A 26,872-nucleotide genomic window follows, 5' to 3' on the forward strand; every position below is an offset into this window, starting at 1 on the left:
TCAGCGCTTTGCCAGCAGTCTGGCGACCTCGATCGCGAAATAGGTCAGGATCCCGTCGCAGCCGGCGCGCTTGAAGGCAAGCAGCGTTTCCAGCATCGCCCGTTCGCCGTCGATCCAGCCATTCATCCCTGCAGCCTTGATCTGCGTATATTCCCCGGAAACCTGATAGGCGAAGGTCGGAAGTCCGAAGGCCTCTTTCATCCGCCAGCAGATGTCGAGATAGGGCAGGCCGGGCTTGACCATCAGCATGTCCGCACCCTCTTCGACATCGAGTGCCGCATCGCGGATCGCCTCGGTGCCATTGGAAGGATCGATATAGTAGGTCTTCTTGTCACCCTTCAGCAGGCCGCCGGTTGAGATCGCCTCGCGATAAGGCCCGTAGAATGCCGACGCGAACTTGGTGGCATAGCTCATGATCCCGACATTCTGGTGCCCTGCAGCATCGAGCGCCCGGCGGATCGCGCCGATGCGGCCGTCCATCATTTCCGACGGGGCAATGATATCGGAACCGGCATCAGCCTGCATGACGGCGGCGCGCGCGACCTGATCGACGGTCTCGTCGTTGACGATTTCGCCACCGTGCAGGATGCCGTCATGGCCGTGACTGGTGAAAGGGTCGAGAGCCACGTCGGTGATCACGCCGATGTTTCCAACGGCTTTCTTGATGGCGATCGTCGCCTGATTGATGAGATTGTTGGCCTCCAGGCTGTTCGAGCCCGTTTCGTCACGTAGTGCCATCTCGATGTTCGGGAAGGTGGCGATTGCCGGGACGCCGAGGTCAGCCGCTTCCCTGGCTGCATCCGCCAGCTTGTCGATGGTCATGCGGTTGACGCCGGGCATGGCGGGGATCGGTTCCACGATGCCGGAACCGGGGATCACGAAGACCGGCCATATCAGGTCGTCCACCGTCAGCCGGTTTTCCTGCACCAGCCGGCGCGTCCAGTCCGCCTTGCGGTTGCGGCGCATGCGGCGGTGTCCGGTGATCTCGTCGACGAGGTGCGTCTTGTCCTGCATTGTCTTTCGTCCCTGGCCATTCCATTTCTTGGTCCGCTCATTATCATGACGGACCGGAAAACCAAACCGGGCGATTGGCCGCGGCGGATCAGCCGCTGGTGGAGCCGCAACGGGAACCCTAAAGTCTGCGCCATGGAAAATGATTCTACGACGATGCCGAAGCGGACGCTGATAGACATCCTGTTCATCCTCTTCCTGAGGCTGATCGCGATCTCCTGCTTCTGGTTCGGCCTGCAATATTGGGCGATGCTTGTTGGCTATTCACTGGTGGGGGCAGGGCGCTTCGATCTTCTGAGCTTGCCGTGGAAAGTTGCGGCCACCAGCCTTGCCGTTCTCTTCCCCGTCGCTTCGCTCGGCCTCTGGCTGACGGTATCCTGGGGCCCGGTCGTTTGGGTGCTCGCCGCAGGCGGACAAATCCTGATGTATGGCCTGCTGCCGCAGACCTTCGGCTCCAACCGGCTCATCCTTGTGATGCATGGCGCGGTTGCCTTGGTCTATCTGGTTTTCCGCCTGGCGCTCTGGCTGGAGAAACGCCGCCAGCGCCGCAAAGTAAGCGTTGATTTACCCTGATACAACGCGGGGTTTCCGGTAAGGTGCTGTTAAGCCTGCAGTTTAAGTAGAATTTTATTTGTATTCGATAGGGTCTGTCTCAAGGCGGGAAGAAAACCAACACCGCCAAACAAAACAGTGAGGCAGTCATCATGAATACGAAAATCAAGCCGCAGGCGGTATCGAACCTCCGTGATCAGCAGGACCAGGACATCCGTGATCTTTACATGGAATCCCTTCACCTTGTTGAACGTCTTCACCGCCGCCTTCTGGATGTCATCAAGGACGAGTTCGACCGTCAGGGCCGCAGCGACGTCAACGCCATCCAGGCTCTGCTCCTTTTCAACATCGGCAATTCCGAGCTGACCGCCGGCGAGCTGCGCTCGCGTGGCTACTATCTCGGCTCGAACGTGTCCTACAACGTCAAGAAGCTGGTCGATCTCGGCTTCATCAACCACCAGCGTTCGCGCATCGACCGCCGCTCCGTCCGCATCAGCCTGACGGAAACCGGCACTGAGGTCGCCGAAACAGTCGCCAGGCTCTACGAGCGCCACATCGCCTCGATCGACAAGGTCGGCGGCATCGGCACGGACGAGTTCACCCAGATGAACAAGCTCCTGCAGCGCCTCGACCGCTTCTGGAACGACCAGATCCTTTACCGGCTTTAAGGTAAGAGACCTCCTCCAAGGTCGAAGAAAACCGGACGCGTCCCTGCGCGTCCGGTTTTGCCGTTCCGGGCCAAGCGTGTCATCTTTGCAACGCATCGCACCCAAGCACAGCGGCCTGTATTCAGGTCCTGTATTCAGGCCGTTTTTTAGCCGTTATTAACCAGCACCGTTTACGACGGATCGATTGGTTTCGTCCGTGCCGCTCCCGACCATAGGTAGGCATCTTGGACGTCGGCGACACGAATTGGCCATATTGGTATGACAGCGGACATGCAAGGCAAGCGGCGCTTCTCATATGGTAGTTCAAAGTCGTCCGCGCTTCCGGCTCGCAATCTTGTGATGGCCAGGCGCGGAAAACCTGTGATGCGCCGGAAAACGGAATGGTAGTGATCTGGGCCGTGGCGCAGTGAATCGCAAAGCCCGCGGTTTTCCTTTCAAGCTGCGGCATTGAGTGGTTGGGATTATGTCGAAGAAAAACCGTATTGAAGCTCTTTCGCGCCGCGCCTTTCTTGCGTCTGCGGCAACCGTCGGCGCTAGTGCAATCGCCGCCCCGGCATTTGCGCAGTCCGCGCTCGATGCGCTGATCAACGCACCGCGCCGCGGCGCCTGGGATGACCAGTTCGATGCCAAGGCTGCCTCGCGTACGGCGAGTGCCGCCGTCTCCAATACCCCGATCCTCAGCCCGCAATCGGTTCCGAGCATCCAGCAGGCGATCATGGAGTATCAGCAGATCGCCTCCGCAGGCGGTTGGCCTGAGGTCAATCCGGCTGGCCTGCGTCTCCAGCTCGGCGTGACGGATCCTTCCGTTCAGGCTCTGCGCCAGCGCCTTGCCATCACCGGCGACCTGCCGCGCGAAGCAGGCATGTCGTCTGCCTTCGATTCCTATGTCGATGGAGCGGTCAAGCGCTTCCAGGCTCGTCATGGCCTTCCGGCGGACGGCGTCATTGGCGAATTCACGCTGAAGGCGATGAACATTCCGGTTGATGTGCGCCTGCAGCAGCTGAACACCAACCTCATCCGCCTGCAGACCTTCCCGGAAGATCTCGGCCGCCGCCACGTCATGGTCAATATTCCGGCCGCCTATGTCGAGGCGGTCGAGGACGGCAGCGTGGCGACACGTCATGCGGCCGTCGTCGGACGTATCAGCCGCCCGACGCATATCGTCAACTCGAAGATCTACGAGGTCATCCTCAATCCCTATTGGACTGCGCCGCGCTCGATCGTCGAGAAGGACATCATGCCGCTGATGCGCAAGGATCCGACTTATCTCGAGAAGAACGCCATTCGCCTGATCGACGGCAAGGGCAACGAAGTCGCCCCGGAAACCATCGACTGGAATGGCGAGGCGCCGAACCTGATGTTCCGTCAGGATCCAGGCAAGATCAACGCCATGGCCTCGGCGAAGATCAATTTCCATAACAAGAACGGCGAGTACATGCACGACACGCCGCAGCAGGGCCTGTTCAACAAGCTGATGCGCTTTGAGTCGTCCGGCTGCGTCCGCGTCCAGAACGTCCGCGACCTGACGACTTGGCTGCTGCGCGACACCCCGCCGTGGTCGCGCCAGCAGATGGAGCAGGTGATCGCCAGCCGGGTCAACACGCCGATTACGCTCGCCGAGGAAATCCCGGTCTATTTCGTCTACATCTCCGCCTGGGGCATGCCGGACGGCCTCGTGCAGTTCCGCGACGACATCTACCAGATGGACGGCAACGCCGAGCTTGCTCTCGATACGACCGCTGGAATGGAACAGCCGGTTCAGTAAGCGTCATGCGTATGAATTGGGAAACCGCGCTGGAAGGCGCGGTTTTTTCTTTGCCAGCGGTTGCCCTTCATCCGTTTGTCGGGACATTCTCCCGGTAAACGAGGCGAAGGGGATATGTCGCAACGCTTCGGTTAATCTCCAAGTTTTGTGAGGCACGTCCCCTCCAAGCTGGCGCAGAGAGGATTAGGGTGAGGCGCATCCCACGATAACCTGCCAAGCCCAGGACACTCCTGCGCGTAGATTGCCCAGCAAATGTCGTTCTTCGTATTGCTCTCGGCAGGGCGGAACGCTAATACCTTCGCGCATTCCAGTTGAGGAGCCCGCCCATGACAAATGCTTCCACGCAGACCTTCTTCAATCGCTCGCTTGCCGACACCGATCCGGATATCTTCGGCGCGATTGAAAAGGAGCTCGGCCGCCAGCGGCATGAGATCGAATTGATCGCATCGGAAAACATCGTTTCCCGCGCGGTGCTGGAAGCCCAGGGCTCCATCATGACGAACAAATATGCGGAAGGTTATCCGGGCAAGCGCTACTACGGCGGCTGCCAGTTCGTCGATATTGCTGAAGAGCTGGCGATCGAACGCGCCAAGAAGCTCTTCGGCGTCAACTTCGCCAACGTCCAGCCGAATTCCGGCTCGCAGATGAACCAGGCGGTCTTCCTGGCGCTGCTGCAGCCGGGCGACACCTTTATGGGCCTCGACCTGAACTCGGGCGGTCACCTGACGCACGGTTCGCCGGTCAATATGTCCGGCAAGTGGTTCAACGTCGTGTCCTACGGCGTTCGCGAAGGCGACAACCTGCTCGACATGGACGAAGTCGCCCGCAAGGCCGAAGAGCACAAGCCGAAGCTGATCATCGCCGGCGGCACCGCTTACTCCCGTGTCTGGGACTGGAAGCGTTTCCGCGAGATTGCCGATTCCGTCGGCGCCTATCTCATGGTCGACATGGCTCATATCGCCGGCCTCGTTGCCGGCGGCCAGCATCCGTCGCCGTTCCCGCACTGCCACGTCGCAACGACCACGACCCACAAGTCGCTTCGCGGCCCGCGCGGCGGCGTCATCCTGACGAACGACGAGGATCTGGCGAAGAAGTTCAACTCGGCTGTTTTCCCGGGCCTCCAGGGTGGTCCGCTGATGCACATCATCGCCGCCAAGGCCGTCGCCTTCGGCGAAGCGCTGCAGCCGGAATTCAAGGACTACGCCGCGCAGATCGTCAAGAACGCTAAGGCGCTTGCCGAGACGCTGATGGCAGGCGGACTCGATGTCGTCTCCGGCGGTACCGACAACCACCTGATGCTCGTCGATCTTCGCAAGAAGAACGCGACCGGAAAGCGCGCCGAAGCAGCGCTCGGGCGCGCCTACATCACCTGCAACAAGAACGGCATTCCGTTCGATCCGGAAAAGCCCTTCGTCACCTCCGGCGTCCGTCTCGGCGCTCCGGCAGGCACGACGCGCGGCTTCAAGGAAGCGGAATTCAAGGAAATCGGCAACCTCATCGTTGAAGTTCTCGACGGCCTCAAGGTCGCCAATTCCGATGAAGGCAACGCTGCAGTCGAAGCAGCCGTTCGTGGCAAGGTGGTCGACCTTACCGGCCGCTTCCCAATGTACGACTACATCGGCTAAGGATAGCGCATGCGCTGCCCATTCTGCGGATCGGAAGACACCCAGGTCAAGGATTCACGTCCGGCGGAGGACAATACGTCCATCCGCCGCAGACGGATCTGTCCCGATTGCGGCGGCCGCTTCACGACCTTCGAGCGCGTGCAACTGCGCGAGCTGATGGTCGTCAAGAAGACCGGCCGCAAGGTGCCTTTCGACCGCGATAAGCTGGTACGGTCCTTCGAGATCGCGCTGCGCAAGCGTCCGGTCGACCGTGACCGCATCGAAAGGGCTGTTTCCGGCATCGTCCGCCGCCTCGAAAGCTCCGGCGAAGTCGAAATCAGCTCCGAGGCCATCGGCCTTCAGGTGCTGGAAGCTCTCAAGAGTCTCGATGACGTTGGCTTTGTTCGGTACGCGTCGGTCTATCGGGATTTCTCGCATGCCGAGGATTTCGAAAAGGTCATCTCCGAAATCAACGCCAAGATCAGCCGCGACACTTTGGAGACCTGAGCCTTGAGCGCCGGGCCGCATGACAAGCGTTTCATGGCCGAGGCAATCCGTCTTGGCCTTCTGCATCTCGGCCAGACCTCCACAAATCCTTCCGTCGGCTGCGTCATCGTCAAGGACGGCGAAATCGTCGGCCGCGGCACGACGGCGATCGGCGGGCGCCCGCATGCCGAGCCGCAGGCGCTCACCGAGGCAGGCGAACTGGCTCGCGGCGCCACCGCCTATGTGACGCTCGAACCCTGCTCTCATCACGGCAAGACGCCGCCCTGCGCCGACGCGCTGATCGCCTCTGGTGTCGCGCGCGTCGTCATCAGCGTGACCGATCCCGATCCTCGTGTCTCCGGCCGCGGCATCGCGCTTCTGCGCGAAGCCGGCATCGAGGTTGATACCGGCGTGCTGGAAGAGGAGGGCAGGCGCTCGCTCGCCGGCTATCTCACCCGGCAGACGAAGAACCGGCCCTATGTGACTCTGAAGCTTGCCGTTTCCGCCGACGGCATGATCGGCCGCAAAGGCGAGGGACAGATCGCCATCACCAGTCCTCTCGCCCGCGCACAGGTCCAGGCGCTCCGCGCTGAAACCGACGCCATCCTCGTCGGCATCGGCACGGCGATCGCCGACGACCCGGAACTGACGGTGCGCGTGCCGGGCCTGCAATCGCTGTCGCCGGTGCGTGTCGTGCTTGATCCGCGGCTTGATTTGCCGCTCGGCAGTAAACTTGTGCGTTCAGCACGAGAGGTGCCGACCATTGCCGTTGCAGGCGAGGCACCCCCCTTTATCCTGCCGGACATCTCTCCTACGAGGGGCGAGATAGATGAGGTGAACGCTCGCCCGCATTCTTCCGCCGGGACCGACGCCACCACTGATGAGGTGCCAGTAGAAGCGAGCTGCGACAATCTGCCGATCCCTCCCCTGGTGGGGGAGATGCCCGGCAGGGCAGAGGGGGGTGAGGCTCGCGCCGAAGCCCTGCGGGCTGCAGGCGTTGAAATTCTCTATTGCCATCCTTACCATCCCGAAGTGCTGCTTCCGGCGCTCGCCTCACGCGGCATTTCCTCGCTCGTCGTCGAAGGCGGTGCGAAGACGGCGCGGCTTTTCCTCGACGCCGGTCTCGTCGATCGAATCCAGCTTTACCAGGGCCAGCTCATCATCGGCGAGGGCGGTATTGAATCGCCATTGACGAAGACCGATATGCCATCCGGTTTTGCCCATAGAGGCACATTCATGTTCGGCGACGACCGGCTGGACGAATACGAAAGAGAATTTTGATGTTCACCGGAATTGTCACCGATATCGGCATGATCGAATCCGTTTCTCCCATGAACGAGGGTGTGAAGCTCCGCGTCGTGAGCAATTACGACCCTAAGACAATCGATATGGGCGCGTCGATTTCCCATTCGGGCATCTGCCTGACGGTGACCGGCCTGCCGGACGAAGGCAGCAACGGGCGTTGGTTCGAGGTGGAGGCCTGGGAAGAGGCTCTGAGGCTCACGACGCTTGCAAGCTGGAAGGAAGGCACCCGCGTCAATCTCGAGCGTTCTCTGAAGATCGGCGACGAACTCGGCGGCCACATCGTCTCAGGGCATGTCGACGGCAAGGCAGAAATCCTGTCGGTGACTACGGAAGGCGATGCGACCCGCTTCCGTCTGCGCGCCCCGGAGCATCTTGCGAAGTTCGTGGCGCCCAAAGGCTCGATCGCGCTCGATGGTACGTCGCTGACGGTCAACGCCGTCGAAGGCACGGATTTCGATGTGCTTCTCATTCGCCATACTTTGGAAGTCACGACATGGGGCGAGCGAGAGGCCGGCGATTTCGTCAATTTCGAGGTCGATACGATGGCGCGCTATGCCGCTAGGCTGGCTGAATTCCCTGCCGCGAAAGCAGAATGATTTCGCCGTGATAATCGGTACGTGCCACCTCGCGGAAGCCGAGCTTTTCCGCGACGCGTAGCGAAGCTGCGTTTTCCGGGCTGACGATGCAGGTCATCTCCTTGCCGGGGAAATGACAGTCAGCCCATGCGATCAGCGCCGTGAGCGCTTCTGTCGCATAGCCCCTTCCGTGTGCGGAAGGCAGCAACACCCATCCGGTTTCCAGTGTTTCCTCGATGGGTGGAGACATCTCACGTCGGGCTTCGTGGAAGCCTGCTTCGCCGATCAGCCGCCCGCTTTGCTTTTCCTCGATGATCAGAAAGCCGAAACCCATATGATGCCACATGCCGCTCGCCCTTATGAGGCGGGACCATGTCTGCTCGCGTGTCGATGGCACGCCGCTGATATAGCGAACGACGTCCGCATCTGCCCATAAGTGTATGTAGGCATCGAAATCGTCGAGCCGGTGCGGCCGCAGAATCAACCGTTTCGTTTCGATGGTCGGAACATTGATCATCTTGGATATCGTTTCTGTGAACACCTGTCTCACGCGCCTGCTTCGCCGTCCCAGTAGTCGAGATCGTTCTCCGCGCGCCCGATGAAGCGGAAGCGCCCGACGTCATGATTTGTCTTGGCGAGGAATTTTTGGGAATCCGGGTATTCGACGATCTCCGTCTTCGCCATCGTGGAGATGCCGAGATAGATCAGCGTCGTGCTGCCGGTATTGAGGATCTGGTGTGCCGTTTCCTTCCCGCCGGCAGGCGCGCCGAGCGTGTCGCCTTTCCTGATGGGGTAACGTTCGCTTCCAAAACGGTATTCGCCTGTCCCTTCGATTACGAAGAACAGCTCATCCTCGACATGGTGATTGTGGAACGGACAGCTCGATTTGCCGGGCGGCACCTCGTTGTAGCTGATCCCGAGATTGGAAAGGCCAAGCAGGCGGCCGAAGGATGTGTCGGCGCCCTCGTAGAGCGCGCCCTGTTGCCACCGCTCCAGTGTCAGGTCGGCAATATTGAGAACCGGTTTGATGTCCCGTGGCATGTCTTTTCCCCTTTTGCAGGGACGAACAGACCATCAATTCGGGATGGTTTTCAATAGGCGTCAGTAGAATTGTCGGGGAGGGCGGCGCAGCGATCTGCGCCGCCCTGCGCCGATCAGTCGGTATAGAAGGTAATGCTGCCATCGGCCGCCTGTTCGGCATTGATGACGTTGCGGACATTGACTCCGTCATTGCCGAGCTTGCGCGTCAGCATCTTGTTGGCGTCGATCGATGCCTGAATCTGGCGCACTTCCTGGGCCGAGCGTGGCGGAGCGGAGCGCGGACCATATGCTTCGGGGCTTGCGTCGTGCCAGTTGTAGAAATGCTTTACGTTGAAGTCGTTACCCCGGAAATTGCGGAGCGTCTGTTCGATGCCCGATGGGCTGTTCATGCCAAAGCTTTCCGCACGGCTGACGCCGGCAAGCGCGAGGGAGGAGAACGCGGAAACGATGGCGATTGTGGCAACGCGGTTCATGATGGTATCCTTTCATCTGCTATGACGGTCGGCTGTCGTGCAGGGGATCGTCAGCGTTACGCTTGTTGAGTTGGGTCGGCCACAGCGTGGAATCAAGAGCTAAACACCTGAAATAACATTACAAATTGTTCATAACGATTGCCTTCGATTTGCCGTTTTCAAGGTGCTTGCGAGCGTGCACGGCAAACGGCCGGCGTATATTTCCGCTATCCTCTTGCAGAGATTTCCGGCCATGATCCGAATTTGCTTGCCATTCATCGAAAGGCATGTTTTGACCGCGGCCTGCCAAATGGCAAAGTCCTCAGAAACCGAAGGTGATGCATGGCGCGAGATAACGCTCCCCATATTTTGATCGTCGAAGCCCGCTTCTACGACGACATGGCCGACGCTCTTCTGGAAGGGGCAACCTTTGCGCTCAAGGAAGCCGGCGCGAGCTACGATGTCGTCACCGTTGCAGGAGCTCTGGAGATTCCGCCGGCGATTGCCATGGCGCTTGACGGCGCCGACAATGGCGGCACGCAATATGACGGCTATGTCGCTCTCGGCATGGTCATCCGCGGCGAGACCTACCACTTCGACATCGTGTCGAACGAATCCTCCCGCGCATTGATGGATCTCGCCGTCAGCGAATCCCTTGCCATCGGCAACGGCATCCTGACGGTCGAAAACGATGAGCAGGCTTGGGCACGCGCCCGCCGCTCGGACAAAGACAAGGGCGGCTTTGCCGCTCGCGCAGCTCTCACGATGATCGAGCTGAAGAAGAAACTGGGTGCGTACGAATGACTAGTGAAAATCCGGAGCGTCAGGTAAAGGCGGCAAACCAGCGCGGCGCTGCGCGTCTGGCTGCTGTTCAGGCGCTCTACCAGATGGATATCGGCGGCACCGGTGTTCTGGAAATCGTCGCCGAATATGAGGCTCACCGCCTCGGTCAAGAAATCGACGGCGAGACCTATCTCAAGGCCGATGCCGCGTGGTTCCGTTCCATCGTTTCCGGCGTGGTGCGCGAGCAGCTTCGTCTGGATCCTTTGATCGCCTCTGCCCTGCAGGACGACTGGGCGTTGTCGCGCCTCGACAGCACCGTGCGCGCGATCCTGCGCGCCGGCGTTTTCGAACTTCTCGACCGCAAAGACGTGCCGGTGGCCGTGATCGTTACGGAATATGTCGAGATCGCCCAGGCTTTCTTCGAGGATGACGAGCCGAAGCTCGTCAATGCCGTGCTCGACCGCATCGCCAAACAGGTGCGCGGCGAAACGAAGAAGTAAGCCTTCCGTCCACTATCGGACCATTTCGCGCTTTACGCTGCGCTGCAAGGGTTTTCGTCCCTTGCGGTCTTGACGTCGTGTTTCCCACCCCGCAATCTCCGCACGCAAAGCTAGAGCGTTTCTGTGGAGAGAAGACGATTCGGCTGCGTTCGTGGCCGGAGGGAGGAGTGCTCCGGCACTTTTGGAGGAAAGAGCGAAATGATAATTCTTTTATGCGTAATTGCATGCGGTCTGCTCTCGGTGGTTTATGCCATCTGGGCAACCCGCTCGGTGCTGGCGGCCGATCAGGGAAACAGCCGCATGCAGGAAATCGCGGGGTATATCCGTGAAGGCGCGCAGGCCTATCTCATGCGCCAGTACAAGACGATTGCGATCGTCGGCATCGTTGTTTTCATCGCAGCCTGGCTGCTTCTCTCCGGCATGGCCGCCATCGGCTTTCTGATCGGCGCCGTGCTTTCCGGTGCCGCCGGCTTTATCGGCATGCACGTCTCCGTTCGCGCCAACGTCCGCACGGCGCAGGCCGCATCGCACAGCCTCTCGGCCGGCCTCGATATCGCCTTCAAATCCGGTGCCATCACCGGCATGCTCGTCGCCGGTTTGGCACTGCTCGGCGTATCCATCTATTATTTCATCCTGACCGGCCTGCTCGGCCATGAAAGCGGTTCGCGCGAAGTCATCGATGCGCTTGTCGCGCTCGGCTTCGGTGCCTCGCTGATCTCGATCTTCGCTCGTCTGGGCGGCGGCATCTTCACCAAGGGTGCCGATGTCGGCGGGGATCTCGTCGGCAAGGTCGAGGCAGGCATTCCGGAAGACGACCCGCGCAACCCGGCGACGATCGCAGATAATGTCGGCGACAACGTCGGCGACTGCGCCGGCATGGCCGCCGACCTTTTCGAGACCTATGCCGTTTCCGTCGTCGCAACCATGGTTCTTGCCTCAATCTTCTTTGCCGGGGCACCGATCCTGCAGTCGGCGATGGTCTATCCGCTGGCAATCTGCGGCGCCTGCATCCTCACCTCGATCGTCGGTACCTTTTTCGTCAAGCTTGGAACCAACGGCTCGATCATGGGCGCACTCTATAAGGGCCTTATCGTCACCGGCCTCCTGTCGATCGTCGGCCTAGGCGCTGCAACATCGTTGACGGTGGGCTGGGGGTCGCTCGGACAGGCCGGCGGTGTGGATGTTACCGGTACCAATCTCTTCTTCTGCGGCCTCGTCGGCCTCTTGGTAACGGCGCTCATTGTCGTCATCACCGAATATTATACCGGCACCAACAAACGCCCGGTCAATTCGATCGCCCAGGCATCCGTGACCGGCCACGGCACCAACGTCATCCAGGGCCTTGCGGTCTCGCTGGAATCGACGGCGCTGCCTGCGATCGTCATCGTCGCCGGTATTATCGGCACCTACCAGCTCGCCGGCCTCTTCGGCACCGGCATCGCCGTCACCGCCATGCTCGGCCTTGCCGGTATGATCGTTGCGCTCGATGCCTTCGGTCCCGTGACCGACAACGCCGGCGGCATTGCCGAAATGTCCCATCTGCCGCCGGAAGTCCGCAAGTCGACGGACGCGCTCGACGCCGTCGGCAATACGACGAAAGCCGTGACAAAAGGCTACGCGATCGGCTCTGCCGGACTCGGCGCGCTGGTGCTTTTTGCGGCCTATTCCTATGACCTCAAATATTTTGCGGCAAATGGCGACAAGTTTCCCTACTTCGCAGGCATAGGGGAGATTTCATTCGATCTCTCCAACCCCTACGTGGTGGCCGGATTGATCTTCGGTGGGCTCATTCCCTACCTCTTCGGCGGTATCGCCATGACGGCCGTCGGCCGCGCCGCCGGCGCAATCGTCGAGGAAGTGCGCCGTCAGTTCAAGGAAAAGCCGGGCATCATGCAGGGCACGGAAAAGCCGGACTACGGCAAGGCCGTCGACCTTCTGACCAAGGCCGCAATCCGCGAGATGATCATCCCCTCGCTATTGCCGGTCCTGGCTCCGATCGTCGTTTATTTCGGTGTTCTGCTGGTCTCCGGCTCCAAGGCCTCGGCCTTCGCCGCACTCGGCGCATCGCTCCTCGGCGTCATTATCAACGGCCTGTTCGTCGCCATCTCGATGACGTCGGGCGGCGGTGCATGGGACAACGCGAAGAAGTCCTTCGAGGACGGCTTCGTCGACAAGGACGGCGTCCGCCACATGAAGGGCTCGGATGCACACAAGGCCTCCGTCACCGGCGATACGGTCGGCGATCCTTACAAGGACACCGCAGGTCCAGCCGTCAATCCGGCGATCAAGATCACCAATATCGTCGCCTTGCTGCTCTTGGCGGTCTTGGCCTGATCGAAGAAGAAACCCGCCGGAGCGATCCGGCGGGATTCTTTGTTGGGTCGGATAGTTATCGGATACTTGCAGGATTCTGCGGATTGCCTGAAGGCGTTCCGAACAGGCTCTTTGCTGCACCGCCCGCGCCGCCTGCCAGAACCTGCTGCAGGAAGGTCAGTTCGCGGCCGCCGGTCGGGGTCACGCGCGAAATCGTATCGAAGACCCTGCCGTCCTGGAGCGTGTAATTCGCGCGGCGCGTGACGACGCCGTCCTTATCGAAGTAGATCGCAAGCACGCTCTGGTCGACGACCTTCAGTTTCTGGAAGGCGACAGAGCGCGTGCGCTTCTGCGAGATGTAATAGAAGACCTCGGTGTCGAACGTTGCCGTCGTCGAAGGCGTGCCGAGCGACAGAAGCACCTGTTCGCGGCTCGAGCCTTCCGGAACGAGATTGAGGGATTGCTCGTCGACGATATAGCCGCCGTTAAGCACTGTTCCCGTTTGGCAACCTGTGAGGCCTGCTGAGGCAATCATGATGGCGATGGCTGCGCTGCTGAAGAATCTTATGTCAGACTTGAAATACCGTTTCTTCAACGACATCTACTCCCTTGAGGTCTCGATAGGCAGCTTTCCGGCCCTGCAATCACCGCTGATGCAAAACCTTTGTGGCCTTTCCGGGGTCGAATACTCCCAATTCCCCGAGATCGAGCCGACAAGGGCGCTGTCCCGAAAGTGGCCACCTTCGGCATTGCAATTCGCGCCTGCTTCGGTAAACCAGCTTTCGAAATCATGCAACACGGCCCACGCAACTCCGCGTGAAGAACGAGGCTTTTCCGGAAGAAACAATGATCTTCGGGCTCTTTCGCAAGAAAAACAACAATCAGGCGATCGTCGAACGGCAGTATTCGGTACTGACTGCCGCAGCCCGTATGCCGGAATTCTACGAGACCATGCATGTTCCGGACACCGTGATGGGCCGTTTCGAGATGCTGTCGCTGGTGATGATCCTCTTCTTCCGCCGCACACGCTCCTGCGAAACCAGCGGACAGGAGATTGCCCAGGAGATCGTCGATGCCTTCTTTGAGGATATCGACCATTCGATCCGCGAACTCGGCATCAGCGACAACGGGGTGCCGAAACGCATGAAGAAGCTTGCCGGCATGTTCTACGGACGTCTCGAGTCCTATTCGGCGGCAATCGATAGCGGCGACCGCGCGGCCCTTGCCGCAGCCCTTAACCGCAATATCCATCCGCAAGCCGCCGACGCTTACGACATGACGGCGCTTGCCAACTGGATGTTTGACGCCGAAGCCGATCTGTCGGCCCAGTCCGAGGAGCGGATCGCCACCGGCTCGGCGACGCTGCCACAGGCAGCGTAAGGAGGACGCCATGAAACATCGCAACGACGACATTGCATTTTCTTACCTCGTCAAGGTCGGCCATATCTCCGCAAACCCTGTCGAAGTGCACCTCAAGGCAGACGAGAAGGAGCGGAAAGCGCTTGCCGAACGCTGGGATGTACTGTCCGTCGACGATCTGCGTGCGGACCTGCAGATCAATCGCTGGAAGAAGGATGGCGTCCGCGTGAAGGGCAGGGTGCAGGCAAAGATCGTTCAGGCCTGCGTGGTGACGCTCGACCCGGTACCTGCCGATATCGACGAGCAGTTCGAGCAGATCTACGTGCCCGAGAATTCGAAACTCGCGCGGCACCCGGCCAATGATGCCGGCGAAATGGTTCTCGATCCCGACGGGCCGGACCTGCCTGAAACCTTCTTTGGCGACACGATCGACGCGGGAGAAGTGGTGATGGAATTCGCCGCGCTGGCGATCGATCCCTATCCCCGCAAGAAGGGTGTCGAGTTCTCCGGCCATATCGAAGATACGGGGGAAAACGATAAGAAGCCTTCTGCCTTTGCGGTACTCAAGGATTGGCAGAAGGACTGAACACCCGTGGGGTATTTGACACAATTCAGTTGTAAGCGATAGGAAAACCGGTATTTTGGCCGAAATTTTCGCTCCCCTCAGGCGAAAGAAAAGGATCAGGGACGCGTGATCAGAATATCTCTCGACCTCATGGGTGGCGACTTTGGTCCCCAGGTTGTCATCCCCGGTGCCGCGAAAGCATTGGAAAGGCATCCGGATATCTCCTTCGTCTTTTTTGGACTGAAAGAGCAGTGCGATCCGGTTCTCGCCAAGTTTCCGAAGGTGAGGGAAAAGTCCGTCTTCCACGATTGCGAACTTGCCGTTCGCATGGACGAGAAGCCCAGCCAGGCGCTGCGCCGCGGCCGATATATTTCCACCATGTGGCGCTCGATCGAGGCCGTGAAGACGGGCGACGCTGATGTCGCCGTTTCCGCGGGCAACACCGGCGCTCTGATGGCCATGGCAAAGTTCTGTCTGCGCACGATGGCCAATATCGAGCGCCCGGCGATTGCGGCCATTTGGCCGACGCTGCGGGGCGAGAGCATCGTTCTCGATGTTGGCGCGACGATCGGCGCTGATTCTCAGCAGCTGATGGACTTCGCCCTGATGGGCGGCGCCATGGCGCGCGCCCTCTTCGAACTCGAACGGCCGACGATCGGCCTGCTGAACGTCGGCGTCGAAGAGATGAAAGGCCAGGAAGAAGTCAAGGAAGCAGGCCGGCTGCTTCGCGAGGCCAATATCGATTCGCTCGAATATTCCGGTTTCGTCGAAGGCGACGACATCGGGAAAGGCACCGTCGATGTCGTCGTGACCGAAGGCTTTTCGGGCAATATCGCCTTGAAGGCGGCAGAAGGTACGGCAAAACAGATCGCCGCATACCTGCGTGCCGCGATGTCCCGCACGCTGCTTGCCAGGATCGGCTATCTCTTTGCCAAGAGCGCCTTCGACATGCTTCGCGAAAAGATGGACCCGAGCAAGGTCAATGGCGGCGTATTCCTTGGTCTCAACGGCATCGTCATCAAGAGCCATGGCGGTGCCAATGCAGACGGCATCGCTGCTGCCATCGAGGTCGGCTATGATATGGCCAAGAATGGCCTCAATCAGAAAATAGAAAACGATCTCAAGAAATATCATGCCAAGCGGTTACCCCCGATGGGGCCGGAAGCCGCATGAGCAACGAGGTTTAACCAGAATGATCCGTTCAGTGGTTCGCGGGTTCGGAGCCGCACTTCCGAAACGCGTAATGACCAATCGCGAGATGGAAGATGTCGTCGATACGTCTGACGAGTGGATCGTCCAACGCACCGGCATCCGCCAGCGACATATCGCAAGCGATGACGAGACCACGTCTTCGCTCGGCGAGCGGGCCGCGCGTGCGGCGCTCGACAAGGCAGGGATGACACCTGCCGATATCGATCTCATCATCTGCGCCACCTCGACGCCGGACAACACTTTCCCGGCGACGGCGGTCAATATCCAGAACCGTCTCGGCATGCACCACGGCTTCGCCTTCGACGTTCAGGCGGTCTGCACCGGCTTCGTCTATGCCGTGACGACGGCCGACGCCTATATCCGTGGCGGCCTCGCCAGGCGTGCCCTCGTGATCGGTGCGGAAACCTTCTCGCGCATCCTCGACTGGAACGACCGCACCACCTGCGTGCTTTTCGGCGACGGCGCCGGCGCGATCGTGATCGAGGCTGCCGAAGGTGAGGGTACGACAGCCGATCGCGGCATCCTGACGGCGCATCTTCGCTCCGATGGCTCGCACAAGGAGAAACTCTTCGTCGATGGCGGCCCGTCCACCACCGGCACCGTCGGCAAGCTGCGCATGGAAGGCCGCGAGGTCTTCAAATATGCCGTCGGCATGATCACCGACGTGATCCAGGCCGCCTTCGATTCGACGGGTACGACCGCCGAAGATCTCGACTGGCTTGTGCCGCACCAGGCGAACCGCCGCATCATCGACGGCTCCGCCAAGAAGCTGCATATTGCCCCCGAGAAAGTCGTCATCACTGTCGACCTGCACGGCAACACCTCGGCCGCCTCGATCCCGCTCGCACTTGCCACTGCAGCAGGCGATGGACGCATCAAGAAAGGCGATCTGGTGATGCTGGAGGCGATGGGCGGCGGCTTCACCTGGGGTGCTTTGCTGCTGCGCTGGTGACGGCGAAGAATCGCAAAAAACTGGCGACGAACAAGAGCTTGACCGTAAGGCGCAAGACAAATAGTCTTTGCTCGCATTTAAAAAATATTTTGTAGAATTGGCGGGGAGACCATGACCGGAAAGACAGTTACGCGAGCAGACCTGGCGGAATCGGTTTTCCGGAAGGTCGGTCTCTCCAGGACCGAATCCGCCGAACTCGTCGAGACCGTGCTCGACGAAATCTGCAACGCCATCGTCCGTGGCGAAACCGTCAAGCTTTCCTCCTTCGCCACCTTCCAGGTCCGCGATAAGAACGAGCGCATCGGCCGCAACCCCAAGACGGGCGAAGAAGTGCCGATCTCGCCCCGCCGGGTGATGACCTTCAAGGCTTCGAACGTCCTGAAGACCCGTATTCTCAAGGCGCACACCCTGCGCAAGGTCAAGCAGAAGCCCGCAAATCCGGCCATGTAAGGGTGCAATGGGATAAGTTGAATATCCGTCCCTGATTGCTGCCTCCTGATCATTTTTCTCCAACCGCGCTTTCCGGCTTGTGGGCTATGCGAAGACATGACTTGAATTCAACGCCGCAAACCGTTGAAATATGATGAGTCGCGGTTTGGACCGCCCCGGTGATCGCGTAGGGAGTACGACCTTGGACAAGAGCCCCGATGCCTTCCGAACAATCAGCGAAGTCGCTGACGACCTCGATCTGCCGCAACACGTTCTGCGTTTTTGGGAAACGCGCTTTCCGCAGATAAAGCCAATGAAGAGGGGCGGCGGGCGCCGCTATTACCGGCCGGAAGACGTGGATCTGCTGAAGGGCATCCGCCATCTCCTTTACGACCATGGCTATACGATCAAGGGCGTTCAGAAGCTCCTGAAGACAAACGGCAACAAGTTCGTCGTCGCTGTCGCGCAAGGCGATCTCGCCAGCGTCGAGGCGCTTGCGGCGGGCGGCAGGGACAGCGCTCCGGGTGAACCGCGCGTCGGCATTGCGGAGGAGGATCAGCTGGTCGGCCGCGCAAAGCCGCCGATTACCCGCCGCTTCTTCAATTTCGTCGCCGGCGACGACGATCAGTCTGAAGTCTCGATCGGCAAGTCGAGCGTCAGCAAGGAGGACAGGGCGCTTCTGCAGGAGGCGCTCTACGATCTTCTGGAATGCAAGCGCCTTCTCGATCAGGTGCGCTAAAAATCGTTGCGCCCTGGGAATGCGGTCCGTGACCAGGTACTGGACGGTGATCACCAGCTCGGCCTGACGTCGGCCAATTCCCAGGCGGCATCGTCGACGTCGATTGCCTCTCCCGTGGAAAATGTCGCCGGAAGCAGCGTCTTTCCGACGGGAGGGCAGGCGAATCCGGCGCTACCAGCGGTCGTGCTCGCCATGCGGCTGGCGGAACAGCTGCCGCGTCATGCGCCGGGAAGGCTATTCATCGCCGGCTCTGGCTCAAAACATTGAGAAGGCTTCCTGAGGATGGAACACCTGTGCTGTCTGCTGCTCTGGGAGGGACATGGGCGCGAAGCTGTGAGCTTCGCGCCTGATCTGGTCACTCGAGGATTTGAATGACACGGTGCGTCTGAGGTTCGACGATCACTCTGCGATCGTTGACGACGGTATAAGCATAACCGTCCATATCCGGGACCTCGTGGATTTCGACGGTCTCCGGAAGCATCGTTCCGACGACGACATCGCCCTCATAGACGACAGAAGGTACCTGCTGCTCCATCACATAGGTGCGAACTTCGCCCGGCAAGACGATGGCGCCGGTGGGTGCAGGGTCGACGATTACCGTACTCTGTGCGAAGGCGGCAGAGCAGACCGTCAGTGTTACGGCGGCCGTAGCCAGCATGGTCTTGCGCATAGGACAAATCTCCTTTTCCTACCCAGCCTTGATGAAAAAACGCCCCCACGGGTCCGTTGTTCCGGAAAAGGTCACAGCCGCCTGCTGCTTCGGCGCTGACGTGGCACCGATCTTGGCAAAGCCGCCGGCATCTGTTTAGAGAGGATCGCACGAAAGGACTCGTGCTGAGAACCGCCAGAAAAACGGGAGAGACAATCCTGATCTCCGTCCGCCTTTCTGCTTACAAAGCCCCATTTCACAAGGAATTCCCCTGTGTCCTCTTTCAATGTACCCGGCAAAGCCTACGATGCATTCCTCTTCGACATGGACGGCACGCTGCTTAACTCCATAGCAGTCGTCGAGCGCATCTGGGGCGATTGGGCAAAGGATCACGGCCTCGAGCCCGAAGTGTTCCTGAAGACGATACACGGCGTCCGTGCCAGCGACACCATCCGTCAACTGGCGCTTCCCGGTGTGGATCCGGTGCTTGAAGCGAAAAAACTCCTGATCGAGGAAATGGAAGACGTCGACGGTATCGTGCAGATCCCCGGCGCAATCCGCTTTCTGAACGGCATTCCCGCCGACAGATGGGCGATCGTCACCTCCGCCCCATTTGAACTCGCCAAGCGACGCATGGCCGCCGCCGGCATCCCGATGCCGAAGGTCATCGTCACCGGCGAGGAAGTCCAGGCAGGCAAGCCCAGCCCGGAATGCTACCTGCTCGGCGCCAGCCGCCTGGGTGTCGATCCGAAACGCTGCTTGGTCTTCGAAGACGCGGTTGCGGGCATACTTGCAGGAGAAGGTGCAGGAGCCGATGTCACCGTCATTACCGCGACACATGCCACGCCCTTCGAAACACCGCATTTCTCGATTGCGGACTACGAGGCATGGACCGTGAAGAAAATCGGCGGCATCGGAATCGGAATCGTCGGAGCCTAAGTGGCACATCGGCTTTTTGCGCGGAGTACGGCTTTTTCCGCTTGCATTGGGCGACACGAAAAACTAAACGAAACAAGCTGTTTCGGCAGGTCGAGGCGTAGCGCAACCAGGTAGCGCACTTGACTGGATCAAGGGGCGCTGGTTCGATATAAGGATCAGCGAAATTGTTGAGGCCTACCGAATGACGCATATGACGGAATGTAGCGCAGTCTGGTAGCGCACTTGACTGGGGGTCAAGGGGTCGTCGGTTCAAATCCGGCCATTCCGAGATTTTTACTCGTTAATTCAACGAGTTATCTTTGGGCATCCGAAAGGCGGCTGGTGGGGCAAGCGTCCGACTGGCCGCTATTTCTATCTGGAACAGTTACTTCGAGAGCTCGTCATGGAGCGGAGCCGGAAGAAACCGGCCGCTCGCGAGAGCGTGATGAGCTGTTATCATGAACCGCCGTTTTTCCCGGAACAAGCCCGTCTTCTTAGGGTTAGCCTGCCGTCACCCACGCAACACTGGAGGACGTTATGCGTATGAAACTTTTAGCAGCATCCATTCTGGCCCTCGGCATGGCAACATCGGCTTCCTATGCCCAGAGCCAAGGCGCTCCGGCCAGCTCAACGAATTCGCCCCCATCGGTGCAGGAAGGGGAAACCAACCTTTCGGCAACAATAGCAATGCGCCTGCTGCGGTTGATCCCAATGTAACCGGCAGCACGACCATGACACGGGGAGGCTCCATGGAAAGCAATTGCTCTGCGTACGACAAGGCGCGGACCTCTCCTGGCCGCGGCGACGACCAGACCGCCATGGCAGAACTATGCGGTAACAAGTAACCGATGTGCTTCCAAGGAAAGGCCGGTGTCGCACCGGCCTTTCCTTTTGCTTGTGTCCACTCAATCGGCGCTGTCGACCACATCACGCCGTCTTACGAGCTTGAGGCTTCTGTCCGGTTGAATGATGTAGGTTTCCTCCACCCATCGGCCGGTCGGGTCGATAAATTGATGGGGCAGAACAGAGCCGGGCGGCGATTTGCTAAGCCGCACCGGTGGCTGGCCTCCATATGTGATGCTTCCGCGTATCGGCTCAATTCCTTCGGAGCCGCTGGTGCAGCCGGATAACACCAGTGCAGCTATCAAAATCGTCGGTCGAATTCCCATTACTGTTGGCCTTCAAATGTTTTGCCGTGTAACGGAGGAACGTTCCGTGTCGCGCGCCTCTGGCGCACGAAGTAAATGGTGCTCTGTTTTATGCAGGAAAGCGTAAGCTCGACTGGCATGCAAAAAAAGCACGCAGAAGGGGGCCGGCACAAGCGCAGGCGCGCCGGAAACCCAGCCTGCGACCCCGAGACATTTGTTCCAGTTGCCAAGCCGGAAATCGGCGCGCATATTATCTATATCGTCGGCCATGGATGGGCGGCTGGCGAATGATGCAGTTGTGCTTTCGCCCTCATGGGAAGTGCGGCTCGATGCTCGATACACCTTTTCATCCCCGTGATCTGCCGCTCTTTTCGGAAGACCTAGATGTGATTTCCGGAGTGTTGGATGTCGTTTGCAAGGCGAGGGGACTAAGCCGCAACACGCCCGAAGCCGAGCACCTCGGCGCGCTGATCATCCAGCTCTATCGCCAGGGTGCCAAGGACAGCACGAAACTCGCCGCCCTTGCGAAGGCCTATCTCTAGCCCTCACTTTTCCTCGACGGAAATGCCGTTCTGGCCGATGCGAAGTTCGATGCCATCGGGCTTGCGTTCCTCATTGAAAATATAGGCGCCAAGGCCGACAATGACGACGACCAAGGCGCCGACGACGAAATAGAGACCATTGTTGCGGTTCAAGATTTTTTCCCCAACGTTTTGATATCGAAGGAAAAACGCGTGAACATCCCTTTGGTTCCTTGTGCGGGCCACACTCAGTCGTCGTTGGTGGCGTTGAGGTTTTCGGGGCGGATGCCGTCGTCGCTTGACGTGCGCGCCCGCAGACGCACACCGGGGCCGCCCTCGTCCTGATTGCCGCTTGCGATAAAGATCACGCCGGCTGCTTCCAGCGCGTGCTTGGCGGCAAGGAATGCGCCGGGCTCGCCCATTCCGTCGCCGTCTTCGAGTGCCTCTATAGCTTCCGGCGTCAGGCCGGACGCAGCGGCAAGCTCATCGATGCTCATCCCGGTCATGGCGCGCGCGCCGCGTATCTGCATTCCTGTGATCATGCTTGGAAGTTTAGCGCGAATGCCGCCGTTCTCAAGTACTTAGGCCGCGCTATGGCCGGGGAAACTCTGCCGGTGGCGATGTTCGAGCGCGGCGCACCCCCAGACGATGCCGAAGAGAAGATAGACATGCCGCCAATGGTCGATGTCGATCACGTTGCCGATGACCGCGTGGCCGATGATGCAGATCCAGGCGATCATCAGATAAGGCTGCCAGGGCCGATCCCTGAGGAGGTTCTTGAGGCCGAGGTAAAGCGTCCACACGAGGAGCGACACGTAGGAGACGAAGCCGAGCCAGCCATAGGTCGTCAGCGTCTTCAGCCAGATATTGTGCTCGTCTTCCGGAAAGATGGTGCCGAACACCATCGGGCCGAGACCGAGCGGCCTTTCCATCATCATCTGAAAGCCGATGCGGTGGCGGTCGAAACGGCCGAGATATTCGCCGTCATATTCCTGGACGAGCTGTGCGCGGGTGCTGAACAAATCGCTGACCTGCGGGAATTGAAGCGCGATCAGAAGGGCTGCGACCATCAAAACGATCGCCAGAAGCGAGAGGATGAGGATGCGCAGCCGGAAAGCGCCGCTTCGCTCCTTCAGGAGCATCAGGAAGATGAGCAGCACCACACCGAGCAGGAAGAGGCCCCAGGCGGCGCGCGAGAAGGACAGGAATACGCCGAGCGCAACGATCAGCAGCGCGGCGGCGCGCAACGGCGAGGTCTTCAGGTCGCGCGTCAATATGCCGTGGATGAGATAGAGGGACGGTACGACGAGGAACGGTCCGAAGACGTTCGGATCCTGGAATGCGCCCTTCGCGCGGTCGTAGAGCGTGAAGACCTCGGCGCCGGGAAAGGCATGGAAATATCCAAGTATACCGAGCAACGAGGTGATGACGGCTGCAAAGACCCAGGCATTGAAGATCAGCGGCAGCCGCTTGGCGCTGTCTTCGATGATGGCCGCATAGAAGACCGAGGTCAGGGCAAGGAAGGTCGAGACCGCGACATACATCGGCCCGCCGGTCATGTCCTTCATTTGCGTCAGTGAAAGCATGCCGCCGACATTGAAGGTCAGGAGCAGGGTCAGAAGCATCGCGGTGAAGCGCGAGATTCGGAGGCCGAGGATGAACCAGATGCCGACGAGCCCCGCCATCCACAGTTCGTAAGGCGCAGGCTCATTGATGACGAAGCCAGCGAGGAAGACGCCGAAGGCAACCATCGCCGAGCCGATGAAGCGCAGTGCGGCGCGCTGCGGTTGGGCGACGTGGGAATATGCCGCCTCGATCGCGCTCAATAGGCGTTTTCCGTGTTGAGCAACCGCACCGGCGTCAGGAACAATATCTTGAGATCGAACCAGAGCGACCAGTTCTCGATATAGTAGAGGTCGTAGGCGGTGCGGAACTTGATCTTGTCGTCATTGTCGATCTCGCCGCGCCAGCCGTTGATCTGCGCCCAGCCGGTCACGCCGGGCTTCACGCGGTGACGGGCGAAATAGCCTTCCACGATGTCGCCCCAGGCGCGATCTTTGGTCTGCGCCAGGACTGCATGCGGCCGGGGGCCGACGAGCGAGAGATCGCCTTTCAGCACATTGAACAGTTGCGGCAATTCATCGATCGAGGACTTGCGGATGAAGCGGCCGACCGGCGTCACGCGCGGATCGCCCTTGGTCACTACGACCTTGGCGATGTGATCGCTCATGTTGGTGTACATCGAACGGAACTTGAAGACGTTGATGACCTCATTGTTGAAGCCGTGCCGCTTCTGCATGAAGAAGACTGGACCCTTGGACGTCAGCTTGATTGCAATGGCCGTCAGGATCATCACCGGCCAGAGCAAAGCAAGCGCAAGCGATGCGAAGAAGACATCGAAGCCGCGTTTGGCGACAGAGTCCCAATCGCGGATCGGCTTCTTGAAAATGTCGAGCATCGGCACGGAGCCGATATGCGAATAGGCACGCGGCCGGAACCGCAGGCGATTGGCATGTGCCGCAAGGCGGATATCGACCGGCAGGATCCAAAGTTTTTTGAGAAGCTGCAGGATGCGCGCCTCGGCGCTGAGCGGCAGCGCGATAATCAGCATGTCGATCCGGGTCAGCCGTACGAATTCGACCAGTTCGGCAACGGTGCCGAGCTTCGGATAGCCGGCGACCATGACCGGCGAGCGCTTCTCGCCCCGGTCGTCGAAGATGCCGCATATGCGGATGTCGTTGTCTGCCTGCTGCTCGAGAACGCGGATCAGATCCTTGGCAGGTTCGCCGCCGCCGACGATCACGGCGCGGCGCTCCATGACGCCGTTGCGCGCCCAGTTGCGGATGCCGTAGGCGACCAGGAAGCGTGAGCCGAGCAGGAAGATTGAGGCAAGCGAGAACCAGGCGACATGCAGGTTTATCTCTGCCCATGCGAGATCGCGGAAGAGCGAAAAGATCACTTCCGTTACGGCAAAGGCAGCCGCCCAGGCGCCGAAGATGCGCGGCAGCAGGCGAATGCGGGCCCGCAGCGCCGGAATGGAATAGGTATCCGAAAGCTGCAGCGCCATGACGCCCAACGCCGCCGCGGCGGCTGCTATGCCCGCCCGCGCGCCAAGGCTTTCGCTGCCGTCTCCAGGCCAGATCAGGAAGGCGAGCAGCCCGATTGCGAATTGCGAGACGAATTCGAAGAGGCGTAGCTGGCCGATGACCATCGACGGGGAACGCGTTCCCTCGCGGAACTGTTCGGCAATCTGCCGGGCATAGGCGTTGATCTCTCCCGGGGTTTCCCTCCCGCCACCGTCTGCGCTGGCAGCGGAAACCCGCTTGCGCAGGGCTTCCACGTCGAACTGATCGCTCTTTTCTGCTTTGTTCATAAGGCTTCAGCCGCTCGTTGTTTCAAACGGCATTAGCAGAAAGGCCCTAAGAAAGATTTACGGATGCCTCATAGGTTTCGGAGGCTGAAGACCCCTCCGCGAGCGCGTGGTACAGTTTCAGGACATCTCTTGCCATTACGGAAGAGGAAAAAACGGACTTCACCGAGTCGATCGAAGGCATCACGGCATTATGCCAGCCGGGTGTCGTCAGCGCGTCGGCCATGACGCGGGCTAGGTCATCCGCGTTGTCGGGCGCGACGAGGGCAGGGCTGCTCCTGCCGAGCACTTCCGGAATGCCGCCGACGCGGCTGGCGATGACCGTCTTTCCGGCGCCGAGCCCTTCGAGGATGATGTAGGGCATTGCTTCGGCGCGGGATGGCACCACCAGGTTCTGCGCCATCGCGAAGGCTTCCTGCACACGCATCGGCGGCAGCATGCCGATACGCTTGCCGAGGCCGCGCTCGACCATCATGTCGCGGTATTTCTCCCGGTCCGGCCCGTCGCCGATCATCAGCGCGGAAAGAGGGCGACCAATCAGCCGCTCGGTCTTGGCAAATGCATCCACAAACAGATCGGGACCCTTAAGGTCCCGGAGCATGCCGACATAGATGAAATGTACGGCATCGGATCGTGTCGGAATGATCTGGAAATCCCGCTCCCCGATCCCGTTGTAGATCAGCCGCGTCATGGGTCTCGGCCGGCCCACTTTCTGCGCATAGGTGTCGCGCTCGTATTCGCAGATGAAGACGAGGGCATCAGTGAAATATTCCTGCAACCGCTCCATCCGCAGGACGAACTGTCCGGTGAGCGACGAGCGGGAATAGTGCAGGCTTCCGCCGTGGGCGGTATAGAGGCGGGCTACGCGATACCTGTTCACCCGCAAGGCTGAGCCGACAAGGCGCGCGAGCACGCCGCCCTTGGCGCCGTGTCCGTGCAGCACGTCCGGCCGCAAACTTTTGATTTTCTTGTATGTCTCCCATATCACGCCGATATCGGAAAGCGCCACGGAACGCCGGATCGGTATGCGCGTCAGCCCGAGCGAGAGAAAGGGACGGATATCGTCGAAAAGCCGGTCCTCGTGCTCGCCGCCGGTGGAGCTGTCGCAGAGGATGCCGATCTCATGCCCGGCCGTGCTGTGTTCTTCCACCAGATCGCGGACATGGCGAAATATCCCGCCGACGGGCGATCTGAAACAATGGAGTATGCGGAGGGGGCGCTGTTCTGCCATCAGCGATCAGAACAGCCGTTCGCGGACATAGATCGTGTCGCCGGCGATGATTGAGGACGAAATGTTGACGCGTCCGGTCAGCACCTGGCCGTTGATCTTGCGGGTGACGTCGACCGTGCCCTGATTGGCGCGGGAGGTGAAGCCGCCGGCAACGGCGATCGCGTTCTGCACCGTCATGCCCGGTACATAGGAATACTGGCCGGGCTGACCGACTTCACCCATGATGAAGATGGAACGGTAGCGGTCGACATCGATCGTCACATCGGGATCGCGCAGATAACCCTGCTGCAACTTCTGGGCGATCTGGCCGGAAAGCTGCTGCAGCGTGCGTCCGCGCGCCGGCACCTGTCCGACGAGCGGGAAGGCGATGTAGCCTGCCTGATCGACCATATAGGTATTGGTCATGCTCGGCTGATCGAAAACGGTGATGCGCAGCCGGTCGCCGCTGTCGAGCGTATAGGGCTGGATCGTTGCCTGATTGAAAGCTCTCGGCGCGGGCTTATAGGTGTTGCAACCGCTCAATGCCGCCGTCATGGCGACAAGGCTCAGAGCCAGAAGCGTCTTGGGCTGGACGAAAAGCATCCGCGTTATGCTCACAGGAAACGAACTCGGTGCTGCCGTTATCGATCCGTTAGGGTTAATGGCTGGTAAAAATACGCCGCATTTTTTGCTTTTTGCCCGTCACGCTTCGCTTTGCTTACGCCGGGCAACATTAACCCTCGGG

Annotated in this window: 32 protein-coding genes, 1 tRNA gene and 1 pseudogene; 21 read left to right on the forward strand and 13 right to left on the reverse strand. The window is 59.9% G+C overall.

The window, feature by feature from the left end:
- On the reverse strand, window positions 1–1,014 hold the full coding sequence (hemB, locus tag ISN39_RS05065) for a porphobilinogen synthase (RefSeq protein WP_194729375.1): 1,014 nt from the start codon (window positions 1,012–1,014) through the stop codon (window positions 1–3).
- A gap of 132 nt (window positions 1,015–1,146) precedes the next feature.
- Between hemB and ISN39_RS05070 the strand changes: the two genes are divergently transcribed.
- The 7 genes from ISN39_RS05070 to ISN39_RS05100 all read left to right on the forward strand — a co-directional run bounded on the left by ISN39_RS05070 (window position 1,147) and on the right by ISN39_RS05100 (window position 7,987).
- Window positions 1,147–1,584, forward strand: coding sequence for a DUF6163 family protein (locus ISN39_RS05070; protein ID WP_194729376.1), 438 nt, complete (start codon window positions 1,147–1,149; stop codon window positions 1,582–1,584).
- Between the two features lie 131 nt (window positions 1,585–1,715).
- Complete coding sequence (locus tag ISN39_RS05075) at window positions 1,716–2,231, forward strand: MarR family winged helix-turn-helix transcriptional regulator (RefSeq protein WP_074067312.1); 516 nt, start codon at window positions 1,716–1,718, stop codon at window positions 2,229–2,231.
- A gap of 463 nt (window positions 2,232–2,694) precedes the next feature.
- Entirely contained in the window at window positions 2,695–3,996 is a 1,302-nt protein-coding gene (locus ISN39_RS05080; protein WP_039844501.1) for a L,D-transpeptidase family protein, read from the forward strand.
- Between the two features lie 326 nt (window positions 3,997–4,322).
- On the forward strand, window positions 4,323–5,621 hold the full coding sequence (gene glyA / locus ISN39_RS05085) for a serine hydroxymethyltransferase (RefSeq protein ID WP_074067314.1): 1,299 nt from the start codon (window positions 4,323–4,325) through the stop codon (window positions 5,619–5,621).
- A 9-nt stretch (window positions 5,622–5,630) separates the two neighbouring features.
- Window positions 5,631–6,107 carry a transcriptional regulator NrdR gene (gene nrdR / locus ISN39_RS05090; RefSeq protein WP_022714748.1) on the forward strand — a complete coding sequence of 159 codons (477 nt, stop codon included), beginning with the start codon at window positions 5,631–5,633 and terminating at the stop codon, window positions 6,105–6,107.
- Window positions 6,108–6,110: 3 nt separating this feature from the next.
- Window positions 6,111–7,367, forward strand: a complete 1,257-nt coding sequence (gene ribD, locus ISN39_RS05095; RefSeq protein ID WP_194729377.1) for a bifunctional diaminohydroxyphosphoribosylaminopyrimidine deaminase/5-amino-6-(5-phosphoribosylamino)uracil reductase RibD — start codon at window positions 6,111–6,113, stop codon at window positions 7,365–7,367.
- A complete protein-coding gene (locus ISN39_RS05100) occupies window positions 7,367–7,987 on the forward strand; it encodes a riboflavin synthase (protein WP_074067318.1) in 621 nt (206 codons plus the stop codon). Before ribD ends, ISN39_RS05100 begins: the two co-directional genes overlap by 1 nt.
- Here ISN39_RS05100 and ISN39_RS05105 read toward each other — a convergent pair.
- The 3 genes from ISN39_RS05105 to ISN39_RS05115 all read right to left on the reverse strand — a co-directional run bounded on the left by ISN39_RS05105 (window position 7,950) and on the right by ISN39_RS05115 (window position 9,480).
- A complete protein-coding gene (locus tag ISN39_RS05105; protein WP_194729378.1) occupies window positions 7,950–8,483 on the reverse strand; it encodes a GNAT family N-acetyltransferase in 534 nt (177 codons plus the stop codon). The two genes, ISN39_RS05100 and ISN39_RS05105, sit on opposite strands and share 38 nt — an antisense overlap.
- A 29-nt stretch (window positions 8,484–8,512) precedes the next feature.
- A complete protein-coding gene (locus tag ISN39_RS05110; protein WP_074067320.1) occupies window positions 8,513–9,007 on the reverse strand; it encodes a cupin domain-containing protein in 495 nt (164 codons plus the stop codon).
- Window positions 9,008–9,120: 113 nt separating this feature from the next.
- Window positions 9,121–9,480: a hypothetical protein gene (locus ISN39_RS05115; protein ID WP_074067322.1), complete on the reverse strand. Its 360-nt coding sequence runs from the start codon at window positions 9,478–9,480 to the stop codon at window positions 9,121–9,123.
- Window positions 9,481–9,801: 321 nt separating this feature from the next.
- On the opposite strand from ISN39_RS05115, the gene ribH reads away from it, so the two are divergent.
- From ribH to ISN39_RS05130, 3 genes are all read left to right on the forward strand, one after another.
- The gene (gene ribH, locus ISN39_RS05120) at window positions 9,802–10,263 is read left to right on the forward strand and encodes a 6,7-dimethyl-8-ribityllumazine synthase (protein ID WP_074067324.1); all 462 of its coding nucleotides are present in this window, start codon (window positions 9,802–9,804) and stop codon (window positions 10,261–10,263) included.
- On the forward strand, window positions 10,260–10,742 hold the full coding sequence (gene nusB / locus ISN39_RS05125; RefSeq protein WP_074067327.1) for a transcription antitermination factor NusB: 483 nt from the start codon (window positions 10,260–10,262) through the stop codon (window positions 10,740–10,742). Before ribH ends, nusB begins: the two co-directional genes overlap by 4 nt.
- A gap of 198 nt (window positions 10,743–10,940) precedes the next feature.
- Window positions 10,941–13,076: a sodium-translocating pyrophosphatase gene (locus tag ISN39_RS05130; protein WP_074067329.1), complete on the forward strand. Its 2,136-nt coding sequence runs from the start codon at window positions 10,941–10,943 to the stop codon at window positions 13,074–13,076.
- 55 nt (window positions 13,077–13,131) lie between these two features.
- Here the strand turns inward: ISN39_RS05130 and ISN39_RS05135 are convergent, their stop codons facing one another.
- Window positions 13,132–13,656: an outer membrane protein assembly factor BamE gene (locus ISN39_RS05135; protein ID WP_074067331.1), complete on the reverse strand. Its 525-nt coding sequence runs from the start codon at window positions 13,654–13,656 to the stop codon at window positions 13,132–13,134.
- A gap of 189 nt (window positions 13,657–13,845) precedes the next feature.
- Here ISN39_RS05135 and ISN39_RS05140 point away from each other — a divergent pair.
- From ISN39_RS05140 to ISN39_RS05170, 7 genes and pseudogenes are all read left to right on the forward strand, one after another.
- Window positions 13,846–14,435 (forward strand): annotated as a pseudogene (locus ISN39_RS05140) (ubiquinol-cytochrome C chaperone family protein).
- 10 nt (window positions 14,436–14,445) lie between these two features.
- Entirely contained in the window at window positions 14,446–15,000 is a 555-nt protein-coding gene (locus ISN39_RS05145; protein WP_194729379.1) for a DUF177 domain-containing protein, read from the forward strand.
- 105 nt (window positions 15,001–15,105) lie between these two features.
- Window positions 15,106–16,152 (forward strand): phosphate acyltransferase PlsX, encoded by a 1,047-nt coding sequence (gene plsX, locus ISN39_RS05150; protein ID WP_039844515.1) that lies wholly within the window; start codon window positions 15,106–15,108, stop codon window positions 16,150–16,152.
- Window positions 16,153–16,171: 19 nt separating this feature from the next.
- Entirely contained in the window at window positions 16,172–17,143 is a 972-nt protein-coding gene (locus tag ISN39_RS05155; RefSeq protein ID WP_194729380.1) for a beta-ketoacyl-ACP synthase III, read from the forward strand.
- A gap of 111 nt (window positions 17,144–17,254) precedes the next feature.
- Complete coding sequence (locus ISN39_RS05160) at window positions 17,255–17,593, forward strand: integration host factor subunit alpha (protein ID WP_022714764.1); 339 nt, start codon at window positions 17,255–17,257, stop codon at window positions 17,591–17,593.
- Between the two features lie 133 nt (window positions 17,594–17,726).
- A complete protein-coding gene (locus ISN39_RS05165; RefSeq protein ID WP_074067345.1) occupies window positions 17,727–18,311 on the forward strand; it encodes a MerR family transcriptional regulator in 585 nt (194 codons plus the stop codon).
- Between the two features lie 6 nt (window positions 18,312–18,317).
- Window positions 18,318–18,578 (forward strand): hypothetical protein, encoded by a 261-nt coding sequence (locus tag ISN39_RS05170; RefSeq protein WP_194730282.1) that lies wholly within the window; start codon window positions 18,318–18,320, stop codon window positions 18,576–18,578.
- Window positions 18,579–18,666: 88 nt separating this feature from the next.
- Here ISN39_RS05170 and ISN39_RS05175 read toward each other — a convergent pair whose 3' ends face one another.
- A complete protein-coding gene (locus tag ISN39_RS05175) occupies window positions 18,667–18,981 on the reverse strand; it encodes a DUF1236 domain-containing protein (RefSeq protein ID WP_194729381.1) in 315 nt (104 codons plus the stop codon).
- Window positions 18,982–19,233: 252 nt separating this feature from the next.
- Here ISN39_RS05175 and ISN39_RS05180 point away from each other — a divergent pair, with 252 nt between their 5' ends.
- From ISN39_RS05180 to ISN39_RS05190, 3 genes are all read left to right on the forward strand, one after another.
- Window positions 19,234–19,899 (forward strand): HAD family hydrolase, encoded by a 666-nt coding sequence (locus ISN39_RS05180; RefSeq protein WP_194729382.1) that lies wholly within the window; start codon window positions 19,234–19,236, stop codon window positions 19,897–19,899.
- 194 nt (window positions 19,900–20,093) lie between these two features.
- A tRNA-Pro gene (locus tag ISN39_RS05185) sits at window positions 20,094–20,167 on the forward strand.
- 248 nt (window positions 20,168–20,415) lie between these two features.
- A complete protein-coding gene (locus tag ISN39_RS05190) occupies window positions 20,416–20,595 on the forward strand; it encodes a hypothetical protein (RefSeq protein ID WP_194730283.1) in 180 nt (59 codons plus the stop codon).
- 188 nt (window positions 20,596–20,783) lie between these two features.
- On the opposite strand, the gene ISN39_RS36105 is transcribed toward ISN39_RS05190, so the two are convergent.
- Window positions 20,784–21,047: a hypothetical protein gene (locus tag ISN39_RS36105; RefSeq protein ID WP_074067353.1), complete on the reverse strand. Its 264-nt coding sequence runs from the start codon at window positions 21,045–21,047 to the stop codon at window positions 20,784–20,786.
- A 308-nt stretch (window positions 21,048–21,355) separates the two neighbouring features.
- Here ISN39_RS36105 and ISN39_RS05195 point away from each other — a divergent pair, with 308 nt between their 5' ends.
- A complete protein-coding gene (locus ISN39_RS05195; protein ID WP_039844526.1) occupies window positions 21,356–21,568 on the forward strand; it encodes a hypothetical protein in 213 nt (70 codons plus the stop codon).
- 3 nt (window positions 21,569–21,571) lie between these two features.
- Here ISN39_RS05195 and ISN39_RS05200 read toward each other — a convergent pair whose 3' ends face one another.
- From ISN39_RS05200 to ISN39_RS05225, 6 genes are all read right to left on the reverse strand, one after another.
- A complete protein-coding gene (locus ISN39_RS05200) occupies window positions 21,572–21,721 on the reverse strand; it encodes a hypothetical protein (RefSeq protein WP_167377858.1) in 150 nt (49 codons plus the stop codon).
- A gap of 74 nt (window positions 21,722–21,795) precedes the next feature.
- Complete coding sequence (locus tag ISN39_RS05205; protein ID WP_039844528.1) at window positions 21,796–22,089, reverse strand: transcriptional regulator; 294 nt, start codon at window positions 22,087–22,089, stop codon at window positions 21,796–21,798.
- Between the two features lie 39 nt (window positions 22,090–22,128).
- Window positions 22,129–23,373, reverse strand: coding sequence for an O-antigen ligase family protein (locus ISN39_RS05210; protein WP_194729383.1), 1,245 nt, complete (start codon window positions 23,371–23,373; stop codon window positions 22,129–22,131).
- Window positions 23,370–24,920 carry an undecaprenyl-phosphate glucose phosphotransferase gene (locus tag ISN39_RS05215; protein WP_194729384.1) on the reverse strand — a complete coding sequence of 517 codons (1,551 nt, stop codon included), beginning with the start codon at window positions 24,918–24,920 and terminating at the stop codon, window positions 23,370–23,372. The genes ISN39_RS05210 and ISN39_RS05215 overlap by 4 nt, the downstream gene beginning before the upstream one ends.
- 46 nt (window positions 24,921–24,966) lie before the next feature.
- Complete coding sequence (locus ISN39_RS05220; protein WP_074067359.1) at window positions 24,967–26,148, reverse strand: glycosyltransferase; 1,182 nt, start codon at window positions 26,146–26,148, stop codon at window positions 24,967–24,969.
- A gap of 6 nt (window positions 26,149–26,154) precedes the next feature.
- The gene (locus tag ISN39_RS05225; protein ID WP_022714777.1) at window positions 26,155–26,730 is read right to left on the reverse strand and encodes a polysaccharide biosynthesis/export family protein; all 576 of its coding nucleotides are present in this window, start codon (window positions 26,728–26,730) and stop codon (window positions 26,155–26,157) included.
- Window positions 26,731–26,872 lie beyond the last annotated feature (142 nt).

The sequence above is a fragment of the Rhizobium sp. 007 genome, from assembly GCF_015353075.1.
Taxonomy (GTDB): Bacteria; Pseudomonadota; Alphaproteobacteria; order Rhizobiales; family Rhizobiaceae; genus Rhizobium.

Bases quoted from the DNA above. Each gene is read 5' to 3' on its own strand.
- ISN39_RS05190 (WP_194730283.1), top strand. From the start codon at position 20,416: ATGCGTATGAAACTTTTAGCAGCATCCATTCTGGCCCTCGGCATGGCA.
- ISN39_RS05075 (WP_074067312.1), top strand. From the start codon at position 1,716: ATGAATACGAAAATCAAGCCGCAGGCGGTATCGAACCTCCGTGATCAG.
- ISN39_RS05155 (WP_194729380.1), top strand. From the start codon at position 16,172: ATGATCCGTTCAGTGGTTCGCGGGTTCGGAGCCGCACTTCCGAAACGC.
- ISN39_RS05160 (WP_022714764.1), top strand. From the start codon at position 17,255: ATGACCGGAAAGACAGTTACGCGAGCAGACCTGGCGGAATCGGTTTTC.
- nusB (WP_074067327.1), top strand. From the start codon at position 10,260: ATGACTAGTGAAAATCCGGAGCGTCAGGTAAAGGCGGCAAACCAGCGC.
- hemB (WP_194729375.1), bottom strand. From the start codon at position 1,014: ATGCAGGACAAGACGCACCTCGTCGACGAGATCACCGGACACCGCCGC.
- ISN39_RS05130 (WP_074067329.1), top strand. From the start codon at position 10,941: ATGATAATTCTTTTATGCGTAATTGCATGCGGTCTGCTCTCGGTGGTT.
- glyA (WP_074067314.1), top strand. From the start codon at position 4,323: ATGACAAATGCTTCCACGCAGACCTTCTTCAATCGCTCGCTTGCCGAC.
- ISN39_RS05070 (WP_194729376.1), top strand. From the start codon at position 1,147: ATGGAAAATGATTCTACGACGATGCCGAAGCGGACGCTGATAGACATC.
- ISN39_RS05195 (WP_039844526.1), top strand. From the start codon at position 21,356: ATGCTCGATACACCTTTTCATCCCCGTGATCTGCCGCTCTTTTCGGAA.
- ISN39_RS05205 (WP_039844528.1), bottom strand. From the start codon at position 22,089: ATGATCACAGGAATGCAGATACGCGGCGCGCGCGCCATGACCGGGATG.
- ISN39_RS05165 (WP_074067345.1), top strand. From the start codon at position 17,727: ATGAGTCGCGGTTTGGACCGCCCCGGTGATCGCGTAGGGAGTACGACC.
- ISN39_RS05080 (WP_039844501.1), top strand. From the start codon at position 2,695: ATGTCGAAGAAAAACCGTATTGAAGCTCTTTCGCGCCGCGCCTTTCTT.
- ISN39_RS05220 (WP_074067359.1), bottom strand. From the start codon at position 26,148: ATGGCAGAACAGCGCCCCCTCCGCATACTCCATTGTTTCAGATCGCCC.
- ISN39_RS05100 (WP_074067318.1), top strand. From the start codon at position 7,367: ATGTTCACCGGAATTGTCACCGATATCGGCATGATCGAATCCGTTTCT.
- ISN39_RS05135 (WP_074067331.1), bottom strand. From the start codon at position 13,656: ATGTCGTTGAAGAAACGGTATTTCAAGTCTGACATAAGATTCTTCAGC.
- ISN39_RS05215 (WP_194729384.1), bottom strand. From the start codon at position 24,920: ATGAACAAAGCAGAAAAGAGCGATCAGTTCGACGTGGAAGCCCTGCGC.
- ISN39_RS05115 (WP_074067322.1), bottom strand. From the start codon at position 9,480: ATGAACCGCGTTGCCACAATCGCCATCGTTTCCGCGTTCTCCTCCCTC.
- ribH (WP_074067324.1), top strand. From the start codon at position 9,802: ATGGCGCGAGATAACGCTCCCCATATTTTGATCGTCGAAGCCCGCTTC.
- ISN39_RS05175 (WP_194729381.1), bottom strand. From the start codon at position 18,981: ATGCGCAAGACCATGCTGGCTACGGCCGCCGTAACACTGACGGTCTGC.
- ISN39_RS05110 (WP_074067320.1), bottom strand. From the start codon at position 9,007: ATGCCACGGGACATCAAACCGGTTCTCAATATTGCCGACCTGACACTG.
- ISN39_RS05145 (WP_194729379.1), top strand. From the start codon at position 14,446: ATGAAACATCGCAACGACGACATTGCATTTTCTTACCTCGTCAAGGTC.
- ISN39_RS05105 (WP_194729378.1), bottom strand. From the start codon at position 8,483: ATGATCAATGTTCCGACCATCGAAACGAAACGGTTGATTCTGCGGCCG.
- ISN39_RS36105 (WP_074067353.1), bottom strand. From the start codon at position 21,047: ATGGGAATTCGACCGACGATTTTGATAGCTGCACTGGTGTTATCCGGC.
- ISN39_RS05225 (WP_022714777.1), bottom strand. From the start codon at position 26,730: ATGCTTTTCGTCCAGCCCAAGACGCTTCTGGCTCTGAGCCTTGTCGCC.
- nrdR (WP_022714748.1), top strand. From the start codon at position 5,631: ATGCGCTGCCCATTCTGCGGATCGGAAGACACCCAGGTCAAGGATTCA.